Source organism: Mycobacterium sp. NGS54 (assembly GCF_059812465.1).
In genome coordinates, this window is sequence record NZ_JCALCS010000001.1 from 731,989 (window position 1) to 751,708 (window position 19,720).

At 69.3% G+C, this 19,720-nt stretch carries 23 protein-coding genes; 14 read left to right on the forward strand and 9 right to left on the reverse strand.

Features of this window, described 5'->3' with window-relative positions:
• The first annotated feature begins 19 nt into the window (after nucleotides 1-19).
• The 4 genes from AC5Y5E_RS03585 to AC5Y5E_RS03600 are packed head-to-tail and all read left to right on the forward strand — an operon-like array spanning nucleotide 20 to nucleotide 2,926.
• Nucleotides 20-844: a class I SAM-dependent methyltransferase gene (locus AC5Y5E_RS03585; RefSeq protein ID WP_499901584.1), complete on the forward strand. Its 825-nt coding sequence runs from the start codon at nucleotides 20-22 to the stop codon at nucleotides 842-844.
• Nucleotides 841-1,644: a class I SAM-dependent methyltransferase gene (locus AC5Y5E_RS03590; RefSeq protein WP_499901585.1), complete on the forward strand. Its 804-nt coding sequence runs from the start codon at nucleotides 841-843 to the stop codon at nucleotides 1,642-1,644. Before AC5Y5E_RS03585 ends, AC5Y5E_RS03590 begins: the two co-directional genes overlap by 4 nt.
• A 5-nt stretch (nucleotides 1,645-1,649) precedes the next feature.
• A complete protein-coding gene (locus AC5Y5E_RS03595) occupies nucleotides 1,650-2,534 on the forward strand; it encodes an alpha/beta fold hydrolase (RefSeq protein ID WP_499901586.1) in 885 nt (294 codons plus the stop codon).
• Nucleotides 2,531-2,926, forward strand: coding sequence for a hypothetical protein (locus AC5Y5E_RS03600; RefSeq protein ID WP_499901587.1), 396 nt, complete (start codon nucleotides 2,531-2,533; stop codon nucleotides 2,924-2,926). The genes AC5Y5E_RS03595 and AC5Y5E_RS03600 overlap by 4 nt, the downstream gene beginning before the upstream one ends.
• 28 nt (nucleotides 2,927-2,954) lie before the next feature.
• On the opposite strand, the gene AC5Y5E_RS03605 is transcribed toward AC5Y5E_RS03600, so the two are convergent.
• Nucleotides 2,955-4,076, reverse strand: coding sequence for an NmrA family NAD(P)-binding protein (locus tag AC5Y5E_RS03605; RefSeq protein ID WP_499901588.1), 1,122 nt, complete (start codon nucleotides 4,074-4,076; stop codon nucleotides 2,955-2,957).
• Nucleotides 4,077-4,173: 97 nt separating this feature from the next.
• Here AC5Y5E_RS03605 and AC5Y5E_RS03610 point away from each other — a divergent pair, with 97 nt between their 5' ends.
• The 3 genes from AC5Y5E_RS03610 (at nucleotide 4,174) to AC5Y5E_RS03620 (ending at nucleotide 7,961) form a co-directional block, all read left to right on the forward strand.
• Complete coding sequence (locus AC5Y5E_RS03610; protein WP_499901589.1) at nucleotides 4,174-4,782, forward strand: TetR/AcrR family transcriptional regulator; 609 nt, start codon at nucleotides 4,174-4,176, stop codon at nucleotides 4,780-4,782.
• Between the two features lie 75 nt (nucleotides 4,783-4,857).
• Nucleotides 4,858-5,598, forward strand: coding sequence for a beta-phosphoglucomutase family hydrolase (locus AC5Y5E_RS03615; protein WP_499901590.1), 741 nt, complete (start codon nucleotides 4,858-4,860; stop codon nucleotides 5,596-5,598).
• On the forward strand, nucleotides 5,595-7,961 hold the full coding sequence (locus AC5Y5E_RS03620; RefSeq protein ID WP_499901591.1) for a glycoside hydrolase family 65 protein: 2,367 nt from the start codon (nucleotides 5,595-5,597) through the stop codon (nucleotides 7,959-7,961). The genes AC5Y5E_RS03615 and AC5Y5E_RS03620 overlap by 4 nt, the downstream gene beginning before the upstream one ends.
• Here AC5Y5E_RS03620 and AC5Y5E_RS03625 read toward each other — a convergent pair.
• Complete coding sequence (locus AC5Y5E_RS03625; protein ID WP_499901592.1) at nucleotides 7,955-8,536, reverse strand: TetR/AcrR family transcriptional regulator; 582 nt, start codon at nucleotides 8,534-8,536, stop codon at nucleotides 7,955-7,957. The genes AC5Y5E_RS03620 and AC5Y5E_RS03625 overlap by 7 nt on opposite strands.
• 62 nt (nucleotides 8,537-8,598) lie before the next feature.
• Here AC5Y5E_RS03625 and AC5Y5E_RS03630 point away from each other — a divergent pair, with 62 nt between their 5' ends.
• Nucleotides 8,599-9,516, forward strand: a complete 918-nt coding sequence (locus tag AC5Y5E_RS03630; RefSeq protein WP_499901593.1) for a TauD/TfdA dioxygenase family protein — start codon at nucleotides 8,599-8,601, stop codon at nucleotides 9,514-9,516.
• A gap of 9 nt (nucleotides 9,517-9,525) precedes the next feature.
• On the opposite strand, the gene AC5Y5E_RS03635 is transcribed toward AC5Y5E_RS03630, so the two are convergent.
• Nucleotides 9,526-11,262, reverse strand: a complete 1,737-nt coding sequence (locus tag AC5Y5E_RS03635; RefSeq protein ID WP_499901594.1) for a GMC oxidoreductase — start codon at nucleotides 11,260-11,262, stop codon at nucleotides 9,526-9,528.
• Nucleotides 11,263-11,342: 80 nt separating this feature from the next.
• Here AC5Y5E_RS03635 and AC5Y5E_RS03640 point away from each other — a divergent pair, with 80 nt between their 5' ends.
• Nucleotides 11,343-11,564 carry an antitoxin gene (locus tag AC5Y5E_RS03640; RefSeq protein ID WP_499901595.1) on the forward strand — a complete coding sequence of 74 codons (222 nt, stop codon included), beginning with the start codon at nucleotides 11,343-11,345 and terminating at the stop codon, nucleotides 11,562-11,564.
• A 6-nt stretch (nucleotides 11,565-11,570) separates the two neighbouring features.
• The gene (locus AC5Y5E_RS03645; protein ID WP_499901596.1) at nucleotides 11,571-11,987 is read left to right on the forward strand and encodes a type II toxin-antitoxin system VapC family toxin; all 417 of its coding nucleotides are present in this window, start codon (nucleotides 11,571-11,573) and stop codon (nucleotides 11,985-11,987) included.
• A gap of 19 nt (nucleotides 11,988-12,006) precedes the next feature.
• Here the strand turns inward: AC5Y5E_RS03645 and AC5Y5E_RS03650 are convergent, their stop codons facing one another.
• Nucleotides 12,007-13,134 carry a GuaB3 family IMP dehydrogenase-related protein gene (locus AC5Y5E_RS03650; RefSeq protein ID WP_499901871.1) on the reverse strand — a complete coding sequence of 376 codons (1,128 nt, stop codon included), beginning with the start codon at nucleotides 13,132-13,134 and terminating at the stop codon, nucleotides 12,007-12,009.
• 14 nt (nucleotides 13,135-13,148) lie between these two features.
• Nucleotides 13,149-14,762: an IMP dehydrogenase gene (guaB, locus tag AC5Y5E_RS03655; protein WP_499901597.1), complete on the reverse strand. Its 1,614-nt coding sequence runs from the start codon at nucleotides 14,760-14,762 to the stop codon at nucleotides 13,149-13,151.
• Nucleotides 14,763-14,913: 151 nt separating this feature from the next.
• Between guaB and AC5Y5E_RS03660 the strand changes: the two genes are divergently transcribed.
• Complete coding sequence (locus AC5Y5E_RS03660; protein ID WP_066933952.1) at nucleotides 14,914-15,324, forward strand: DUF5319 domain-containing protein; 411 nt, start codon at nucleotides 14,914-14,916, stop codon at nucleotides 15,322-15,324.
• A 3-nt stretch (nucleotides 15,325-15,327) separates the two neighbouring features.
• Here the strand turns inward: AC5Y5E_RS03660 and AC5Y5E_RS03665 are convergent, their stop codons facing one another.
• From AC5Y5E_RS03665 to AC5Y5E_RS03675, 3 genes are all read right to left on the reverse strand, one after another.
• A complete protein-coding gene (locus AC5Y5E_RS03665) occupies nucleotides 15,328-16,104 on the reverse strand; it encodes an anti-sigma-D factor RsdA (RefSeq protein WP_499901598.1) in 777 nt (258 codons plus the stop codon).
• Nucleotides 16,097-16,672, reverse strand: a complete 576-nt coding sequence (locus AC5Y5E_RS03670; protein WP_081665178.1) for a sigma-70 family RNA polymerase sigma factor — start codon at nucleotides 16,670-16,672, stop codon at nucleotides 16,097-16,099. The genes AC5Y5E_RS03665 and AC5Y5E_RS03670 overlap by 8 nt, the downstream gene beginning before the upstream one ends.
• A gap of 81 nt (nucleotides 16,673-16,753) precedes the next feature.
• Entirely contained in the window at nucleotides 16,754-17,560 is an 807-nt protein-coding gene (locus AC5Y5E_RS03675) for a tetratricopeptide repeat protein (RefSeq protein WP_499901599.1), read from the reverse strand.
• Between the two features lie 366 nt (nucleotides 17,561-17,926).
• On the opposite strand from AC5Y5E_RS03675, the gene AC5Y5E_RS03680 reads away from it, so the two are divergent.
• Both AC5Y5E_RS03680 and AC5Y5E_RS03685 read left to right on the forward strand, forming a co-directional pair.
• A complete protein-coding gene (locus AC5Y5E_RS03680) occupies nucleotides 17,927-18,235 on the forward strand; it encodes a WhiB family transcriptional regulator (protein ID WP_499901600.1) in 309 nt (102 codons plus the stop codon).
• Nucleotides 18,236-18,359: 124 nt separating this feature from the next.
• Nucleotides 18,360-18,545 carry a hypothetical protein gene (locus tag AC5Y5E_RS03685; RefSeq protein WP_499901601.1) on the forward strand — a complete coding sequence of 62 codons (186 nt, stop codon included), beginning with the start codon at nucleotides 18,360-18,362 and terminating at the stop codon, nucleotides 18,543-18,545.
• 4 nt (nucleotides 18,546-18,549) lie between these two features.
• Here the strand turns inward: AC5Y5E_RS03685 and AC5Y5E_RS03690 are convergent, their stop codons facing one another.
• The gene (locus tag AC5Y5E_RS03690) at nucleotides 18,550-18,816 is read right to left on the reverse strand and encodes a hypothetical protein (RefSeq protein ID WP_499901602.1); all 267 of its coding nucleotides are present in this window, start codon (nucleotides 18,814-18,816) and stop codon (nucleotides 18,550-18,552) included.
• Nucleotides 18,817-18,933: 117 nt separating this feature from the next.
• Between AC5Y5E_RS03690 and AC5Y5E_RS03695 the strand changes: the two genes are divergently transcribed.
• Nucleotides 18,934-19,665, forward strand: a complete 732-nt coding sequence (locus AC5Y5E_RS03695) for a superoxide dismutase family protein (protein ID WP_499901603.1) — start codon at nucleotides 18,934-18,936, stop codon at nucleotides 19,663-19,665.
• Nucleotides 19,666-19,720: the final 55 nt, after the last annotated feature.

Here is a 19,720-nt window from a genome sequence, read left to right on the forward strand (position 1 = left end):
ACAGAAAGGCACGAAAACAATGAGTACCACCGAAAGCAGCTACGTCCTCGGGCACGCCGACGCCGAGGTGCAGCGGCTCCTCCTGCAGGGGCGGCTGTACGACGGCTACACCGAGCACGCGCTGCGGCTCGCCGGCCTGCGGCCGGGCATGCGGGTGCTCGACATCGGCAGCGGCCCCGGCGACGTGTCGTTCGTCGCCGCCCGGCTGGTCGGCCCGACCGGGAGCGTCCTCGGCGTCGACGCCGCGCCCGAGATGGTCGAGCTGGCCCGCGCCCGCGCCACCGAAAAAGGCTTGTCCACCGTAAGTTTCACACAGGCCGCGATCGACGCGATCGCCCTGGACGAGCCTGTCGACGCGGTGGTCGGCCGGCTGATCCTGATGCACCTGCCCGACCCGGCCGCCACGCTGCGCCACCTCAGCTCCCTGGTACGCCCCGGCGGCGTGATCGCGTTCGCCGAGATCGACATCACCCGGGCGCGCAGCGTCCCGGACCTGCCGCTGTTCAGCCAGGTGATTGCGGGCATCGTCCGCGCCTTCGAGGCCATGGGTCTGTCCGCGCGGTTCGGCACCACGCTGCACACGGTCTTCGCCGACGCCGGCCTGGGGGCGCCGCGGTTGACCATCGGCGCCCCGATCGGCACCGCCGCCGACGGCGACATCCTCGCCTACGGCGCGGAAGTCTGGCGGCTCGTCTCGCCCGTCGCCGAACAAGGGGGCTATGGCCTCGACGATCTCACCGACATCGGCGAGTTCGTGCCACGTTTCCGCGAGCAAGCGCTGGCGGAAAACGCCCTCATCACGATGCCCTCCATCATCACCGCATGGGCCGAGGTGCGGAAATGAACGAGACGATCCAGGCGCAGTACTCGACAGGCCTGTCGCGCAACAACATCGAGCGCGCGCTGCGCACCGCCGGTTTGGACCTCGACCGCCTGGCCCCAGCCGACCTGGCGATGCTGGAGGACTTCCACACCATGGGCCGCATCGCCACCGCCCAACTGATCGAGCTGGCTGGGATCACCAATGACGGCGACGTCCTCGACGCCGGCAGCGGCGTCGGCGGCACCGCGCGCTACGTCGCCGACCGCTTCGGCGCCCGAGTCGCCGCGGTGGATCTCACCGACGAATACTGCGAAACCAACCGCTGGCTCAACGGGCTGGTCGGCCTCGACGGCCTCATCTCGGTTCGTCAGGCCGACGTCACCGAACTCCCCTACGCCGACGGCACTTTCGACGTCGTCATCAGCCAGCACGTCCAGATGAACGTGGCCGACAAGGCGCGCCTGTACTCCGAGGCGCGTCGGGTGCTCAAGCGCGGCGGACGACTCGCCCTGTGGGACATCACCATTGGCGACGGCGGTGAGCTCACCTATCCCCTGCCCTGGGCCGACGAGCCCGCCCGCAGCCACCTGGCGACCCCCGGCGAGCTGCGCGCCGCGGTCGAGTCCGCGGGTTTCGCCGCCACAGCGTGGAACGACCTCACCGACCCGGCGGCCGCGCTGATGCAGGCCCTGCTGGCCCAGCCCGACAGCCCGCTGGGCCTGCACGCCTTCGTCACCGACTTCCGCCGAAAGGCCGAAAACCTGACCCAGGCCCTGGCCGATCGGCGCCTGCGCGCCATCCAGGCAATTTGCGAACGGTGAACGCCATGGCGCACAACAAGATTCCCGACCAGCGCCACACGCTGGCGTGGAGCGGCGGCCGCGGCGAGGTCAGGTTCCTCCGCCGGTCCGACGGCTCCCGGTTGCGCTACTTCACGGCGGGAACCGGCCCACCGCTGGTCCTGCTGCACACCGTCCGCACGCAGCTGGACTACTTCCAGCGGGTGGTGCCCGCGCTCTGGGACGACTTCACCGTCTACGCCCTGGACCTGCCCGGCATGGGATGGTCCGACGTCGTGCCCGGCGCCCGATACGGAGAGCCCGAATTGCGCGGCGCCGTCGTCGAATTCGTCCGGGACCTGGGACTGAGTGACGTCACGCTGGCGGGCGAATCGATGGGCGGCGCGCTCGCGCTGCTGTCCTCGATCGAGCTGACGGACCGGGTGACCAACGTGATCGCCTTCAACCCCTACGACTACCCCGGCGGCCTCGAGCGCGGCAACTGGTTCGCCTGCGTGATCGGCACGGGCGTGCGCCTGCCCGGATCGGGACCGCTCTTCGCCGCGCTCGAGAATCGCACGATCCTGCGGGGTGTGCTGGCCGGTGGTTTCGCCGACCGCCACACGCTGCCGAAGGACTTCCTCGTCGAGCTGCGCCGCAGCGGGCGCCGCCGTGGCTACCCGACGGTGAACCGGGCCATCATGCGCATCCTCACCGGGCTCATCGACGCGAAAAGCCGCTACCCGCAGGTGACGACACCCGTCACGTTGGTCTACAGCGAGCACGACTGGTCGCGCGTGGCGGAGCGGGAGCAGGTCGCACGTCTCCTCGGCGTCCGGGCCGTCACGGTGAGCGGCGCGGGTCACTTCTCGGCCCTCGAGCGTCCCGAGGAGATGGTCCGCATCATCCGGGACAGCCAATCCGGTTCATGAGGCAAACCGCGCTTCCGGTGGTCATCCGGCTGACCGCGGTCGGGTACCTGCTCTTCTTCGTTCCCGACCTGGTGTTCGCGATGACTCATCGGACCAACGCGCTCTTCGACTGGGGCTCCGGAGGCGACGCGATCGCCGTCATGTTCGCCACCGTCTACATCGTCTGGGCGCTATTCCTGTTCGCATCGGCGCGCGACCCGCTGGCGAACCGGCTCTTCCTCGATTTCAATCTCACCGCGAACGCCGCGCACTTCGGCGTCATGCTCGTGATGGCCGCCACCATGCGCGAGGAGCACCGGCACCTGGCCGGGGTGGTCGCGCTCGGCTTGCTCACCACCGCCCCGTTGGCCGCATGCTGGCTCCCGGCCCGGCGCCGCAGCGCCCGCCGATGAGCCGTGCCAGCGGACGCTGCGCCACCACCTACGAGACATCCACCGCCAACTTGCCTGGGCCGAACCGGTAGCGGGCCTGGTCAACCGCCGGAGTGTGCTCACTTCGCCACACGGCCGACTCGGCCGAATACCGGGGCCGGGTGGGCTGCGGATGTTGCTGGCGCCTGTCGAAGCGGTCGAGCCGGTGCGCGGGCACCAGGCCGGTGAGCATGAGGTTGCCGATCTCGCGCAACACTCTCCGCGGGGTGCGCCGGGTGTCGGCCGCCTCGACGTAGCGGCGCGCGATCGTGAGAAAATCTTCGGGCTCGACCCCGGCGACGTCGCGCACATGGGTGGTCGGGCCGCCCACCTCCCAGACTCCCAGCGCGGTCTCGGGCAGGTAGTAACGCAATCCGGACTCGAAGTACATGTCGGCGCCGAGCCGCTTGGCGTTCACGCGCACCGCCCGCAGGAACATCCACAGTGGAATTTCCATGAGCCGCACCGGCCGACCCAACGCCTCACCGACCGCGTCCGCGATCTCCGCGCCGGACAACAGCTTTGGCCCGGTCGGGCGATAGGCCCGGCCGTCGTGGCGGTGCGGGTCGAGCAATGCGCCCACCGCGACCCGGGCGATGTCTTCGTTGGACGGCGGCGCGTTGAGTCGGCCCCCGGTCTGCGGCATTGGTAACACCCCGAGCTGGGCGGCGACCGGCAGCACCTGGAAATAGTTGTCGGCGAAGAACCCCGGATCGACCGCGACATGCGCGGTGTCCGGCAGCAGCCGAAACAGCTTGTCGGACAACCAGTGCTGGCGCGTCATCAGCGACGGATGCTCGGGACTGGCCAGCCACTGGCCCAGCGCTACCACCGCCTCCACCCCGGATTCGCGCGCGGCCACGGCGAAGCTGACCGCACTGTCGAGCGCGTGCGGGTGGTACGGGGGGTTGAAAAACAACCGGTCCACGCCGTCGAGGGCGGCCCGAACCTGTTGAATGTCAAGCATATCCGCCACGACGACCTCGGCGCCGAAGGCCCGCAACCGGGCACTGCGCGCGTCGTCGCGACGCACCAAGGCCCTGGTCGGCACGCCCTTCTCCAGCAATTGGGCCGCAACCGCCCCGCCGACCTTTCCCGTCGCGCCGGTGACCAGCACACGTGTGTTCGTCATCGAAGTTCCTCCCAAATGTGACCGATGGTTACATCCGCAGTATGCGGCCGCTATGTGACCGTTGTCAACATATCGGCCGGCATGAGATCGTGATGGCATGAGTTCCGCCGTCCCCCCTGCCAAAAAGGGCTACCACCACGGCGCCCTGCACGCGGCCCTGGTCGAGGCGAGCATCGCGCTGGCCCGCGAGGGCGGGCCCGAGCGGGTGATCCTGCGCGAGGCGGCCCGGGCGGCAGGGGTGTCGCACTCGGCGGCATACCGCCATTTCGCCGACCGCGAGGCGCTGTTGGCCGAGGTGTCGAACTACGCGCGCGGCGAGCTCGCCGCGCGGATGCGCCGGCGCGTCAATCGCAGCAACGACCCGCGCAAGCGGCTGCGCGCCGTCGGCACCGCCTACATCGACTTCGCGATGTCCGAGCCGGGACTGTTTCGCACCGCGTTCATCTCGCACCCCGCGACGTCCCCCGAGCCGGCGGACACCGCCGCCGACCCATTCGGGGTCCTCGGCCAGGTGCTCGACGAGGCCCTGGCCGCCGGCCTGCTGGACGCTCGCCGCAGGCCGGGGGCCGAAATCGCCGCCTGGTCCGCGGTGCACGGGCTGGCCTGCCTGCTGCTCGACGGACCGCTCCCTCACAGCACCGCGGCCGTCCGGTTCGCGCGGGCCCAGGTCTTCGACCTCATCGAGCGCGGTCTGTTGGACGACTGATGCTGGCGGCCCACGGGCAGGCATGGTGGAGTGGATAGCGTCGCCCGACCCGATTCCCGAGAGTGAGGTCCACCCGTGCTGGGTCTGCCGGAGAAGGTGCGCGCCTGCCTGTTCGACCTCGACGGTGTGCTCACCGACACCGCGAGCGTGCACACCAAGGCCTGGAAGGCGATGTTCGACGCCTACCTGTCCGAGCGGGCGAAACGAACCGGGGACGAATTCGTCCCGTTCGACGCGGCCGCCGACTACCGCAAATACGTGGACGGCAAGAAGCGCGAGGACGGGGTGCGGTCGTTCCTGGACAGCCGCGGAATCGAGCTGCCCGACGGCAACCCGGACGACCCCGACGACGCCGAGACGATATACGGCCTGGGCAACCGCAAGAACGACATGTTCCAAAAGGTGCTGCGCGACGACGGCGTGGAGGTGTTCGACGGATCGCGCCGCTACCTGGAGGCGGTCTCGGCCGCGGGCCTCGGCATCGCCGTGGTGTCCTCGAGCGCCAACACCCGCGACGTCCTCGAGATCACCGGCCTGGACCGGTTCGTCCAGCAGCGGGTGGACGGCGTCACGCTGCGCGACGAGCACATCGCCGGCAAGCCGGCCCCCGACTCCTACCTGCGCGGGGCCGAGCTCCTCGATGTCCCCGCCGACGCCGCGGCAGTCTTCGAGGACGCGCTGTCGGGTGTGCAGGCCGGCCGGGCCGGTAACTTCGGCTACGTGGTGGGCGTCGACCGGGTGGGCCAGGCCGAGGACCTGCGCCGCAACGGCGCCGACGTGGTGGTCACCGACCTCGCCGACCTGCTGACGTCATGATCACCGAAGAGAGCTACCCCGTCGAACCCTGGCAGATCCGCGAGACCCGGCTCGACTTGAACCTGCTGGCCCAGTCCGAATCGCTGTTCGCCCTGTCCAACGGCCACATCGGGTTGCGCGGCAACCTCGACGAGGGCGAGCCGCACGGCCTGCCGGGTACCTACCTGAACTCCTTCTACGAGATCCGGCCGCTGCCCTACGCCGAGGCCGGTTTCGGCTACCCGGAGGCCGGCCAGACGCTCGTCGACGTCACCAACGGCAAGATCATCCGGCTCCTGGTCGAGGACGAGCCGTTCGACGTGCGCTACGGCGAGCTGCTGTCCCACGAGCGGGTGCTGGACCTGCGCGCCGGGACGCTGACCCGCCGCGCGCACTGGCGCTCGCCCAACGGCAAGCAGATCCGGGTCGTGTCCACCCGCCTGGTCTCGCTGGCCCAGCGCGGGGTCGCCGCCATCGAGTACGTCGTCGAAGCGGTCGAGGAGTTCGTGCGCGTCACCGTGCAGTCCGAGCTGGTCACCAACGAGGACCAGCCCGAGACGTCGGACGACCCGCGGGTGTCGGCGATCCTGGAGAACCCGCTCGAGGCCGTCGACCACGAAAACACCGAAACCGGAGCGCTTCTCATGCACCGGACCCGGGCCAGCGCCCTGATGATGGCCGCCGCGATGGACCACGAGATCGACGTTCCCGGCCGCGTCGAGTTCAGCACCGACGCCCGTCCCGACCTGGCGCGCACCACGGTGATCTGCGGGCTGCGCCCGGGCCAGAAGCTGCGCATCGTCAAGTATTTGGCGTACGGCTGGTCAAGCATTCGCTCCCGCCCGGCGCTGCGCGACCAAGCCGCGGCCGCGATCCACAGCGCCCGCTACAGCGGCTGGCCGGGGCTGCTGGACGCGCAGCGGTCCTACCTCAACGACTTCTGGCAGAACGCGGACGTCGAGGTGGAGGGCGACCCCGAATCCCAGCAAGCCGTCCGGTTCGGGATGTTCCACCTGCTGCAGGCCAGCGCGCGCGCCGAACGCCGCGCCATCGCCGCCAAGGGGCTCACCGGAACCGGCTACGACGGCCACGCCTTTTGGGACACAGAGGGTTACGTGCTGCCCGTGCTGACCTACACCGCGCCGCACACCGTCGCCGACGCGCTGCGGTGGCGGGCGTCGACGCTGGACCTCGCCAAGGAACGCGCGGCCGAGCTCGGCCTCGAGGGGGCCAGCTTCCCCTGGCGAACCATCCGCGGGCAGGAGTGCTCGGCCTACTGGCCGGCCGGCACGGCGGCCTGGCACATCAACGCCGACATCGCAATGGCCTTCGAGCGCTACCGCACCGTCACCGGCGACCACGACCTGGAGCGGGACTGCGGGCTGCGGGTGCTGGTCGAGACCGCCCGGCTGTGGATGTCGCTCGGGCACCACGACCGGCACGGCGTCTGGCACCTCGACGGCGTCACCGGGCCCGACGAGTACACGGCGGTAGTCCGCGACAACGTCTTCACCAACCTGATGGCGGCGCACAACCTCGTCACGGCCGCCGACGCCTGCAACCGCCACCCCGAGGAGGCGGAGGCGCTGGAGGTGACCAACGAGGAGACGGCCGCTTGGCGCGACGCCGCCGGCGCGGTCAACATTCCCTATGACGCGGAGCTCGGCGTGCATCAGCAGTGCGAGGGCTTCACCACCTTCGCCGAATGGGACTTCGAAAAGAACACCACCTATCCCCTGCTGTTGCACGAGGCCTACGTGCGGCTCTACCCCGCGCAGGTGATCAAGCAGGCCGACCTGGTGCTGGCGATGCAGTGGCAGAGCCACGCGTTCACGCCCGAACAGAAGGCGCGCAACGTCGACTACTACGAGCGGCGCATGGTGCGCGACTCGTCCCTGTCGGCCTGCACGCAGGCGGTGATGTGCGCCGAGGTCGGCCATCTGGAGCTGGCCCACGACTACGCCTACGAGGCCGCGCTGATCGACCTACGCGATCTGCACCACAACACCCGCGACGGGCTGCACATGGCGTCGCTGGCCGGGGCCTGGATGACCCTGGTCGTCGGGTTCGGGGGCCTGCGCGACGACGAGGGCATCCTGTCGCTGGATCCCTTACTGCCTGATGGCATTTCGCGCCTACGGTTTCGGCTGCGCTGGCGGGACTTCCGGCTGACCGTCGACGTCAACCACACCGAGGTCACCTACACGGTGCACGACGGGCCCGACCACGAGCTGAACATCCGGCACGCCGGCGAGCAGCTCACCCTGAGCACCGACGCACCGACGACCGTCGCGGTGCACATCCGGAAGCCGCTGCTGCCGGCACCGCAGCAGCCGCCGGGCCGCGAGCCGCTGCACCGGCGCGCCCTGGCCCGGAGTCAGTGAGGCTCGACGATCCGGGCCACCTCGGCGCCCACCGCCTGCCGTAGTTCGGTGTCGGTCAGCTCGTCGAGGCCGGCGGCGGATCGCAGGAAGGGCGCGAACAGCCGCCAACCGAATTGCAGCGCAAAGGCATTGGCCACGGCCAGGCGGGCGGTGCGGTCCCCCTCGCGGCCCGGATCGCGGGTCGCGCGGACGCTGTCGAACAGCGCCGAGGCGCCCGGAAACCGCGTCTGCAACTTCCCCGCCGGGTAGCCGTCGAGCAACGTGCGGGCCATCACCCGGATGTGCCGGTCAAGCGCCCGCTCCGCCTCCGGGGCCGCGGGGTCGGCCTGCATCAGCTCGGTCGTCGTCGTGCCCAGGTGATCGAGCACGGAGCCGACCAGTTGATCCTTGGTGCCGAAGTAACGAAACACCAGGCCGTGGTTGACCTTTGATCGTGCGGCGATGTCGCGGATCGAGGTGGCCGCGGGACCGCGCTCGGCGAACAGGTCGGTGGCGGCCTCCAGAATCGCCGCCACCACCTCTTCCCTGCCGGTGGGAACATCCGTGCGCGCGACACTTGCGGAACCCTTAGTCATGTGACTACACTAACTCGTTAGTCAAGTGACTACAACTGAGTTACGGCAAAAGGACTCCTGAAATGACAGATGCGGTGACCGTCACCAAGCTGGGCAGCCGGATCGGCGCCCGAATCGACGGAGTGAAACTGGGCGGCGACCTCGACCAAGCCACCGTGCGGGAGATCCGCGCGGCCCTGCTGGCCCACAAGGTGATCTTTTTCCGCGGGCAGGACCACCTCGACGACGAGGGGCAGCTCGAGTTCGCGCGGCTGCTCGGCACCCCGATCGGCCACCCCGCGGCCGCCTTCTTGGCCGCCAAGGAGGCGCCGATCATCACACCCATCAACTCCGAATACGGCAAGGCGACGCAGTGGCACACCGATGTCACCTTCGCCGCGAACTACCCCGCGGCCTCGATCCTGCGCGCGGTCACGCTGCCCAGCTATGGCGGCTCGACGCTGTGGGCCTCCACCGCCGCGGCCTATGACAACCTGCCCGAGCCACTCAAATGGCTGGTCGACAACATGTGGGCGCTGCACACCAACCGATACGACTACATCACCCCCGAATCGATCGAGGCGATGACCGACACCCAGAAGGCCTTCCGCCAGGCGTTCGAGAAAAGGGAGTTCCGGACCGAGCACCCGGTGGTGCGGGTGCACCCGGAGACCGGTGAGCGGACGCTGGTGCTCGGCAATTTCGTGCGCGGGTTCGTCGGGTTGGACAGCTACGAATCGACGGTGCTGCTCGAGCTGCTGCAACGGCGAATCACCATGCCCGAGAACACCATTCGTTGGAGTTGGGGATACGGCGACGTTGCGATCTGGGACAACCGGGCCACGCAGCACCGTGCCATCGATGACTACGACGGCCAGCATCGGCTCATGCACCGGGTCACGTTGATGGGCGATGTGCCCGTCAACGTGCACGGGCAGCGCAGCCGGGTCGTCAGCGGCGCCCCGCTCGATGCCACCACCCCCGAGACGATCGCAAGCTGATTTGAGGGGTCAGCCTGCGGTGCTCACGGGGTCGCTCGGTAGCCAGCGCAACGCGCCCGGCGCATGCGCTGGCACCACCGGGTGCTCGGGCGGAATCGGGGACAGCCTGCGGTAGGTGTCGCCCTGCAGCGGGCGCAGGTCGTTCTCGCCCTTGTTGGGCCACAGCGACGCGGCCCGCTCGGCCTGCGCGGTGATGGACAGCGACGGATTCACGCCCAGGTTCGCCGAGATCGCCGCGCCGTCCACCACGAACAGGGTCGGGTAGCCGTAGACCCGGTGATACGGGTCGATGACGCCGTGCTCAGGGCTGTCGCCGATCACCGCGCCGCCGAGGAAGTGCGCCGTCAGCGGGATGTTGAACAGCTCGCCCCAGGTGCCGCCGGCCACGCCGTCGATCTTGGCGGCGATGCGGCGGGTGACCTCGTTGCCGACCGGGATCCACGACGGGTTCGGTTCGCCGTGCCCCTGTTTGCTTGAATACCAACGGATTCCGAGCTTGCCGCGCTTGGTGAACGTGGTGATCGAGTTGTCCAGGTGCTGCATCACCAGCGCGATCACCGTGCGTTCGCTCCACTGCTTGGGATTGAGCAACCGCAGCATCAGCTTGGGATTCTCACCGGCCTGGTCCAGCAACTGCTTCCAGCGCGGGGTATCGGTGCCGCCGGGTCCGTGCCCGTCCGTCATCAGCGTCTGCAGCAGCCCCATCGCGTTGGAACCCTTGCCGTAGCGGACGGGCTCGACGTGGGTGTCCGACGTCGGGTGAATCGACGACGTGATCGCCACCCCGTGCGTCAGGTCCAGCTCGGGCTTCACCTCCAGCGTGGCGGCCCCGACGATCGACTCGGAGTTGGTGCGGGTCAGCACGCCGAGGCGCTGGGAAAGGCGCGGCAGCTTGCCCCTGTCGCGCATCTTGAACAGCAGGTGCTGCGTTCCCCAGGTGCCCGCGGCCAGGATCAGGTGCGAGGCGGTGTAGGTGCGCCGGTCGCGGCGCAGCCAACTTCCGGTGCGAACCGTCCGGACCTCCCACAGGCCGTCGGGGCGCTGCTCGAAACCCTTCACCGTCGTCATCGGAATGACTTGTGCGCCATTGGCTTCCGCGAGGCCGAGGTAGTTCTTCACTAGCGTGTTCTTGGCGCCGTAGCGGCAGCCGGTCATGCAGCAGCCGCATTCCAGGCAGCCGGTCCGGTCCGGGCCCGCGCCGCCGAAGAACGGGTCTGGCACGGTCTTGCCGGGCGCCTTGGTGCCGTCGGGGCCGAAGAACACCCCTACCGGGGTCGGCACGAAGGTGTCACCGCAGCCCATCTCGTCGGCGACCTCCTTCATCAGGCGGTCGGAATCGGTGAACGTCGGGTTCTCCACCACGCCGAGCATCCGTTGTGCCTGCTCGTAGTGCGGCATCAGCTCGTCGCGCCAGTCGGTGATGTGCGACCACTGCCGGTCTTTGAAGAACGGCTCCGGCGGCACGTACAGGGTGTTGGCGTAGTTGAGCGAACCGCCGCCCACCCCGGCTCCGGCCAGGATCATCACGTTGCGCAGCGGGTGGATTCGCTGGACGCCGTAGCAGCCGAGCTTGGGCGCCCAGAGGAACTTGCGCAGGTCCCAGGAGGTCTCGGCGAATTCCTGGTCCGAGAAGCGGCGGCCGGCCTCCAGCACCCCAACCCGGTAACCCTTTTCCGTCAGCCGCAACGAGCTGACGCTGCCCCCAAACCCCGACCCGATGATCAGGACGTCGTAATCCGGCTTCATTGCACCAGTATGGCCTTACCGGCCGGTAACAAACCAGTAGTGTAATCCGCGTTGATGTTCTGATGCGATAGCATCAAATGATGCGAACGACCCTCGACCTCGACGATGACGTGATGGCTGCGGCCCGCGAACTCGCGGCAAGCGAGCGGCGGTCGCTAGGCGCCGTCATCTCCGAGCTGGCGCGCCGCGGCCTCACCCCGGCGCGAGTCGAGGCGCAGGATGGATTGCCGATCATCCGCGTCCCACCCGGCACGCCGGCGATCACGCCTGAGATGGTGCGGCGCGCGCTCGACGAAGACTGACCCGCAGTGGGTTTGCTAGATGTCAATGCTCTCGTCGCGCTGGCATGGGATTCACACATCCACCACGTTCCGATGCGTGAGTGGTTCGTCGCCAACGCGTCGGGCGGCTGGGCAACCTGCCCCGTCACCGAAAGCGGTTTCGTGCGCGTGTCGACGAACCCGAAGGTGCTTGCCAGTCCGATCGGGATCGCCGATGCGCGACGTGTCCTATCGGCACTGAGGGCCACCGATGGTCATCGCTTTCTGGTCGACGATGTGTCGCTTGCCGACGAGGACATCCCGCCGATTGCCGGTTATCGCCAGGTGACGGACGCGCACCTGCTGACGCTTGCCCGCCGCAGGGGCGTCCGCCTCGTCACGTTCGACGCGGCCATCGTCACTCTCGCGAACGGTCAGGACGTCGAACTGCTGACCGCCCTGTGACCGGGCCAGTGGTGAGAGATCAGCCCCCGACGGTAAGGCCGACCTTCTGGAACTCCTTGAGGTCGCAGTAACCGGCCTTGGCCATCGACCGGCGCAGGCCGCCGACCAGGTTCAGGCTGCCGAACGGGTCGTCGGACGGCCCGCCCAGCACCCGCTCCAGCGGCGGGCGCTCGCCGACGGCGATCTGCAGCAGGGCCCCGCGCGGCAGCGACGGGTGCGCCGCGGCGGCCGGCCAGAACCACCCGCCCCCGAGCGCCTCGGCGGCCTCGGAAAGCGGCGTGCCCAGCATCACCGCGTCGGCGCCGCAGGCGATGGCCTTGGCCAGCTCGCCCGAGGTGTGGATGTCGCCGTCGGCCAGCACGTGCACGTACCGGCCGCCGGTCTCGTCGAGGTATTCGCGGCGCGCGGCCGCGGCGTCGGCGATCGCGGTGGCCATCGGCACGCTGATGCCCAGCACCTCGTCGCTGGTCGTCACGCCGCGGGTGGAGCCGTAGCCGACGATGACCCCGGCGGCGCCGGTGCGCATCAGGTGCAGCGCGGTGCGGTGGTCGAGCACCCCGCCGGCGACCACCGGCACGTCGAGCTCGGAGATGAAGGTCTTCAGGTTCAGCGGCTCACCGTCGCTGGCCACCCGCTCGGCGGACACGATCGTGCCCTGGATGACCAGCAGGTCGATCCCGGCCTGTAGCAGCACCGGTGTCAGCGCCTGCGCGTTTTGCGGGCTGACCCGCACCGCGGTGATCACCCCCGCCTCGCGGATGCGCGCCACCGCCGACCCCAGCAGTTCGGGGTCCAGCGGCGCCGCGTGCAGTTCCTGCAGCAGCCGGATCGCCGCCGACGGTTCGGGCTCCTTTTCGGCGGCCTCCAGGAGCTGGGCGATCTTGGCCTCGACGTCGGCGTGCCGGCCGATCAGGCCCTCGCCGTTGAGCACGCCCAGCCCGCCGAGCCGGCCCAGCTCGATCGCGAACTCCGGCGACACCAAGGCGTCGGTGGGATGGGCGATCACCGGGATCTCGAACCGGTAGGCGTCCAGCTGCCACGCCGTCGATACGTCCTTGGACGAGCGGGTGCGCCGGGAGGGCACGATGCTGATCTCGCTCAGTTCATACGTGCGGCGGGCGACGCGGCCCATGCCGATCTCGACCATTGCCAGTTCGCTGTTCACCGCGCGAAATAGTTCGGCGCTTCGACCGTCATGGCGACATCGTGTGGATGGCTCTCGCGCAGCCCGGCCGCCGTGATCCGGACGAACTGCGCCTGCTGCAGCACCTCGATGGTGGGCGAGCCGGTGTAGCCCATCGCGGCCCGCAGGCCCCCGGTCAGCTGGTGGATCACCGAACCCAGCGGGCCGCGGAACGGCACCCGGCCCTCGATGCCTTCGGGCACCAGCTTGTCCTCGGAGAGGGCGTCGTCGGCGAAGTAGCGGTCCTTGGAATAGGACTTGCCCCCGCCGGAACCGCCAGAGCCCCTGCCGGCCATGGCTCCCAGCGACCCCATGCCGCGGTAGCTCTTGAACTGCTTGCCGTTGACGAAGATCAGCTCGCCGGGCGCCTCAGCGGTGCCGGCCAGCAGCGAGCCGAGCATGGCCGTCGACGCGCCCGCGGCCAGCGCCTTGGCGATGTCGCCGGAGTACTGCAGCCCCCCGTCGGCGATGACCGGCACACCGGCCGGGCGGCAGACCGCGACGGCCTCCAGGATCGCGGTGATCTGCGGCGCGCCGACGCCGGCCACCACCCGCGTCGTGCAGATCGATCCCGGGCCCACGCCGACCTTGACCGCGTCGGCCCCGGCGTCGACGAGCGCGGTGGCCGCTGCCCGGGTGGCCACGTTGCCGCCGATCACCTCGACGCGGTCGCCGATCTCGGCCTTGAGTTTGCCGACCATGTCGAGCACCAGCCGGTTGTGCGCGTGCGCGGTGTCCACGATCAGCACGTCGACGCCGGCGTCGACCAGCATCATGGCGCGGACCCAGGCGTCACCGCCGACGCCGACGGCGGCGCCGACCAGCAGCCGCCCGTCGCTGTCCTTGGTGGCCAGCGGGTGCTGTTCGGTCTTGACGAAGTCCTTGACGGTGATCAGCCCGGTCAGCCGGCCGTGCCCGTCGACGACGGGCAGCTTCTCGATCTTGTTGCGGCGCAACAACCCCAGCGCCGCGTCGGCGCTGACGCCCTCCTGCGCGGTGATCAGCGGCGACTTGGTCATCACCTCGGCGACCTTTTTGGTCTGGTCCACCTCGAAGCGCATGTCGCGGTTGGTGATGATGCCGACCAGCGCGCCGTCGTCGTCGACGACGGGCAGCCCCGAGATCCGGAACCGGGCGCACAGCGCGTCGACCTGCGCCAGCGTGTTGTCGGGGCGGCAGGTGACCGGATCGGTGACCATGCCGGCCTCGGAGCGCTTGACCATCTCGACCTGGCCGGCCTGCTCGGCGACCGGCAGGTTGCGGTGCAGCACGCCCATGCCTCCGGCCCGGGCCATCGCGATCGCCATCCGCGACTCGGTGACGGTGTCCATCGCCGAGCTGACCAGCGGCACCTTGAGCCTGATCTTCTTGGTGAGCTGGCTGGAGGTGTCCGCGGTGGCCGGGACCACATCGGAGGCGGCGGGCAGCAGCAACACGTCGTCGAAGGTCAATCCGAGCATCGCGATTTTGTACGGGTTGTCGCCCCCGGTCGGCACCGGCTCGTCGGCCAGCCCGGTGAGGTGGGGGTCGCGCAGGTACGGGCTGGCAACCAGGTCGGAGCTGTCTTCTAAGTGGGACGTGCCACGGGACATCGGTGGGGCCCTCCATGCGCGCGCGGAGTGAGAAGCCCATCCTATCGGCTCGCGCGGACACCGGACCCGCTTGCCCGGGCGCGCCGCGCGCGCCGCGCGGCGCGCGTCTCCCTGCTGGCGCGATGACGGCCCGCCTGCGTAGTCTAGAGGCGTGCGTGACCACCTCCCGCCGGGTTTGCCACCCGACCCGTTCGCCGACGACCCCTGCGATCCGTCGGCTGCGCTCGAAGCCGTCGAGCCGGGGCAACCGCTGGATCAGCAAGAGCGAATGGCGGTCGAGGCGGACCTGGCCGACCTGGCCGTGTACGAGGCCCTGCTGGCGCACAAGGGAATTCGCGGGCTCGTGGTGTGCTGCGACGAATGCCAGCAGGACCACTACCACGACTGGGACATGTTGCGGGCCAACCTGTTGCAACTGCTCATCGACGGCACCGTCCGCCCGCATGAGCCCGCCTACGACCCCGAACCCGACTCCTATGTCACGTGGGATTACTGCCGGGGATACGCCGACGCCTCGCTCAACGAGGCGACGTCGGACGCGGACGGATTTCACCGCCGCTGAGAGCTAGGGAGTCTCGTCCGGCGCCGCTGAAGACGGTGTGGACGAGTGCCCGTGATGCCGATGCCGCCCGGACGACGGGCTCGTGGTGGGGCTTGCTGACGGGCTCGGCGCGGTCGTGCTGGCGGCCGTCGGCGGTTTGGCGCTCGGGCTCGGCGCGGCCGGCGAGGTCGACGGATCGGCCGGCGCCTTCGGCTTCGGTGCGGCCGGCGGCAGCGTCGCGTTGGGGTTGCGCGATTCGACCCGGGTGTTGAGCAGGTTCACCTCGTCCAACAGGTCGTTGCGGCTGGCCCCGTCGTTCATGGACTGCACCGTGCTGCTGACCTCGGCCAGCTGGTTCTGCGCCTGGGTCCACTGGCCCTGGTCGATCATTTGCTGAACCTTGGCCAGTTCGGCCTTGGCCGACAGCTCGATCTGGCTGTCCTTGACCCTCGGCTGGTCGAAGAACATCGCGTGCAGGCCGTACAGCGTGTCGCCCGGACGGGCCTCGACCACCATGGCGCCGAACCCGCTCAGCACCAACAGCGTCGCGGCGACCGACCCGATCGTGGCCAGGCCGCGGCGGGCGCGCCGCCGCTCGGCCAGCCCGGTGTGCAGCGCCCCGACGGCCTCCTCGGGCGAAACCAGCGCGCTGGCCGGCGGCCACCGCAGGTCGTCGCGCCAGTCCGCCAGCAGGACCGCCAGCGCGTCGTCGTTGGGATCGTCCAGGTCGACCGGCCGGCGCTCGGCGAGCGCGTCGAGAAGCAAATCGGTGCTGGCGAATTCGTCCAGGGATTCAGGCATAGTCACCCGCCGCGACGATTTCGGACTTGAGCCGGGACAGCGCCCGGTGCTGGGCAACGCGGACCGCTCCCGTCGTGCTGCCGACGGCGGCCGCGGTCTCCTCGGCGGACAGGCCGACGACTACCCGCAGGATCAGGATCTCGCGCTGCTTGGACGGCAGGATCTCGAGCAGCTCGTTCATCCGGCTGACCGAGTCCGCCTCGATGGCCCGCTGCTCCGGGCCCGCGTCGGTCGACCAGCGTTCGGGGATCGTCTCGGCGGGGTAGGCGAGGTCACGACCGGCGGCCCGGTGCGCGTCGGCGACCTTGTGGGCCGCGATGCCGTACAGGAAGGCCAGGAACGGTCGTCCCCGCTCCCGATAGCGCGGCAGCGCCGTGATGGTGGCCAAGCACACCTCCTGAGCCACGTCGTCGGCTGTCAGACCACCCCGGGCGACCGTGCCGACTCGCGCGCGGCAATATCGGACGACGATCGGGCGGATGGTCTCCAGCACCTCCCGTAGGGCGTTCCGGTCCCCCGCCACGGCCTCCGCAACCACAGCGTCGAGACGTTCCCCTTGAATTGTCATCGACGGCGGTTGCTCCAACGTTACGAACGGGACACATCGCGGGCTAACTAACGCAATGACAATAACGGGCGGAAGGCCGTTTCAAGCGGAACGCCACGCGCCCCCGGCGCGCCGCACCTGGCCTGCGCAGATATCCCGAATTTCACGCAGCTTTTGTGTTGAAAACGTGACGCTTTCGATGTCGATCAGCAAGCAAGCCAACGCCCACCGAAGCGGGATCAGGTTGGATCGGCCGGTGGCCTCCAGCGCGGTCTCGGCGACGGTACGGGCGCGCTCGACGCGGCCGGCGCTGCACAGCGCGGCGGCCAGCACCACATCGCTTTTGACGCGGTGCCGCACCGACGCAACGGCCATCGCCCCCGCCAGCCGCACGGCCTCCTCGGCGTGGCGCACGGCCGACGCACCGTCGCCGGAGGCCATCGCCAACTCGGCGGCCACCCACCCCCGGCGCACCGGGAGCCGGTCCGGCACGGGTCCGTCGTCCACGCGGTCCAACAACGTTGCCGCGGCCGCGAACCTGCCGACGCCCAGCGCGTCGGCGGCCAGCCCGATCAGCGCGTCGGCGCGCGCCTCGGGATCCGCGCCGGCCAGCGCGAGCGCGCGGCCGTCCCAGCCCCGCGCCAGCGCGTGCCAGCCCAACTGGCGCAGGAACGAGCCCTGGGTGCTGTGGGCCAGCGAAACCCACCGGCCCGCCGGAACGGTTCGTCGCAGCACCGCCAAGTCGCGGTAGGCGCTGCCGTAGCGGCCCTGCCCTCCCGCCGCGACGGCCCGCCACCACAGTTGCTGCGGCGTGCGCGCCGCCGGCAGCGGCCAGGTTCCGGGTTGCTCCCCGAAGGCGGCGGCGGCCAGTGTGCTGTTAATCACCGAAGTGTGACCAGTTTCAATCACGGTGATAGTAGTAAACACTTCGTGCTGTTCTTGTTACCGAGCTGTTAATCGCCATGAGCCGCGTACTAATTGCTCCCCCCACTGTCCTGTGCGCTGAGCTGGGAAATCTCGGTCCGGTCAAGTGCCTGGTAGCACGGTCCTTGGTCAACAAAAGCGTGGCACATGAACGGCGAGTTAATTCTGCTACAACGCCTACATATTTTGGCGAGCTAAGTGGCTATTGACGGAAATTCGCCGACGCCCCTAAGTTCTACTTCGACGGGTAGTCATCGGAGACCCCACTCGAAAATCGGTTGCACAATCGCTTGTCGGAACGCTACGCGATCCCGAACTTCCGGGCGTGCCGTGCAGAGAGGGAACGATCCAATGCCACAGCCGGAGCAGCTACCTGGCCCCAACGCCGACATCTGGAACTGGCAACTGCAAGGCCTGTGCCGCGGCGTTGACTCGTCGATGTTCTTCCACCCCGACGGCGAGCGTGGCCGCGCCCGCATGCAGCGCGAGCAGCGCGCCAAGGAGATGTGCCGGCGGTGCCCGGTGATCGAAGAGTGCCGCTCGCACGCGCTGGAAGTCGGTGAGCCGTACGGCGTTTGGGGCGGCCTGTCGGAATCCGAGCGGGACATGCTGCTCAAGGGCGACATCGGCCGCAACCGCGGGATCCGCCGCTCGGCCTGATCGGCCCCGGCTCAGCGCGCCCGGCCCTCAGTCGGGTGAACAATTTGCGGCGGCATTACGTGTACTGGGTGTGGACCGCGCCCTCAGGGCGGTCGCAGTCCGATCGACACGTCGTCGAGACACGGTGCTGGACGCCCACGCCACCGAGGAGGAGCGGGACTTATGCCCGGCCCCAATCGATTTGAGCGCAGAGTTGCTCGAGGCGCTGGGAAACCGAATGATCGAGCGCATCGCCGAGTTGCGTCGATCGGGCATCCACAAACTCCGGGTCCGCGGGCGTAAGGCCGTGCTCAGCGCGCTGGGCGGGTAGCCCCTCAGAGGTTGGTCGGCGCGCCCAGCGCGCCCGGTACCCCCGTCACCCGGCCGGTGAGCAGGTTGTGCATGGCGGTGGCGTCGTGTGCGGCGGCGGCAGCGGCGCGGAGGTGCCACTCGTCGCCGTCCTCGGTGTACGCCACCATCTGCCGGGCGGCAAAGCTGTACAGCGACTGGATCATGGGCAGGTTCCTCTTGCGGGCCACGTCGGCTATCCAGAGGTAGCTCGACGCCTGCCTGAGCGCTTCCGCCAACTGCGGTTCGGACACCACGCAACCCACGCTCGCACACCGCGGGCGTCAGGAGTACCGGGCGCGGCCCGGCTCATATGCCTCTCATATCTTTGTGCGGCGTTTGATATGCGCTCATCGGGGTAGGCCCAGCCCATGAAACGGGAAGTGGCCTTTGCGGTCGCGGCGCTTACCGCGACCATCGCGCAATTGGGCGCTTGCGCAAACCAGGGCGGTAACCAGTCCACCACGTCACCGTCCTCGAGCGCGACGGCCGGCGCCGAGAGGATGACCACCCAGTTGAAGACCGCCGACGGGACCCAGGTCGCCAACGCCACCATCGACTTCACGAGCGGCTACGCGACGGTGACCGTGGAGGCCGGGCCCAACCAGGTCCTGACCCAGGGCTTCCACGGGCTGCAAATCCACGCGGTGGGCAAATGCGAGGGCGACTTCGGCTCCGCCGGAAGCGTCTACCAGGCGCCGGGTCACACAGGCTATCCCGCCAGCGGCGACCTGACCGCACTGCAGGTGCGCTCCGACGGCTCGGCGAAACTCGTCACCACCACGAACTCGTTCACGGCCGCCGACCTCAGAAATAGCTCGGGTAGCGCACTGGTCATCCACCAGGACGCGGACAACCTCGGCAACACCCCGCCTGGCGAGTCCAGCAAGCGGCTCGCCTGCGGTGTGATCGCCGCGGCTGCCGCGACGACGACGTCGTCGACCACGGAGACCACCACCGTCACCACGGTCACGACCGCCGTGCCCCCGCCGTCGACCAGCACGAGCACCAGCACCGTCACGGTCACCAGCACCCCGACCGTCACGTCGACGCCGAGCTATACCGTGACGACGACGACCCCGCCCAGCCTTCCACCTCGCTGACTCGCGCCGCCGAAGGTGGGGCCTACGTACGAAAACCGTTGGGATTTCGTACCTG

Coding starts and splice junctions, on each gene's coding strand:
- AC5Y5E_RS03585 (WP_499901584.1), top strand. CDS start 20: ATGAGTACCACCGAAAGCAGCTACGTCCTCGGGCACGCCGACGCCGAG.
- AC5Y5E_RS03590 (WP_499901585.1), top strand. CDS start 841: ATGAACGAGACGATCCAGGCGCAGTACTCGACAGGCCTGTCGCGCAAC.
- AC5Y5E_RS03595 (WP_499901586.1), top strand. CDS start 1,650: ATGGCGCACAACAAGATTCCCGACCAGCGCCACACGCTGGCGTGGAGC.
- AC5Y5E_RS03600 (WP_499901587.1), top strand. CDS start 2,531: ATGAGGCAAACCGCGCTTCCGGTGGTCATCCGGCTGACCGCGGTCGGG.
- AC5Y5E_RS03605 (WP_499901588.1), bottom strand. CDS start 4,076: ATGACGAACACACGTGTGCTGGTCACCGGCGCGACGGGAAAGGTCGGC.
- AC5Y5E_RS03610 (WP_499901589.1), top strand. CDS start 4,174: ATGAGTTCCGCCGTCCCCCCTGCCAAAAAGGGCTACCACCACGGCGCC.
- AC5Y5E_RS03620 (WP_499901591.1), top strand. CDS start 5,595: ATGATCACCGAAGAGAGCTACCCCGTCGAACCCTGGCAGATCCGCGAG.
- AC5Y5E_RS03625 (WP_499901592.1), bottom strand. CDS start 8,536: ATGACTAAGGGTTCCGCAAGTGTCGCGCGCACGGATGTTCCCACCGGC.
- AC5Y5E_RS03630 (WP_499901593.1), top strand. CDS start 8,599: ATGACAGATGCGGTGACCGTCACCAAGCTGGGCAGCCGGATCGGCGCC.
- AC5Y5E_RS03635 (WP_499901594.1), bottom strand. CDS start 11,262: ATGAAGCCGGATTACGACGTCCTGATCATCGGGTCGGGGTTTGGGGGC.
- AC5Y5E_RS03640 (WP_499901595.1), top strand. CDS start 11,343: ATGCGAACGACCCTCGACCTCGACGATGACGTGATGGCTGCGGCCCGC.
- AC5Y5E_RS03650 (WP_499901871.1), bottom strand. CDS start 13,134: ATGGTCGAGATCGGCATGGGCCGCGTCGCCCGCCGCACGTATGAACTG.
- guaB (WP_499901597.1), bottom strand. CDS start 14,762: ATGTCCCGTGGCACGTCCCACTTAGAAGACAGCTCCGACCTGGTTGCC.
- AC5Y5E_RS03665 (WP_499901598.1), bottom strand. CDS start 16,104: ATGCCTGAATCCCTGGACGAATTCGCCAGCACCGATTTGCTTCTCGAC.
- AC5Y5E_RS03670 (WP_081665178.1), bottom strand. CDS start 16,672: ATGACAATTCAAGGGGAACGTCTCGACGCTGTGGTTGCGGAGGCCGTG.
- AC5Y5E_RS03680 (WP_499901600.1), top strand. CDS start 17,927: ATGCCACAGCCGGAGCAGCTACCTGGCCCCAACGCCGACATCTGGAAC.
- AC5Y5E_RS03695 (WP_499901603.1), top strand. CDS start 18,934: ATGAAACGGGAAGTGGCCTTTGCGGTCGCGGCGCTTACCGCGACCATC.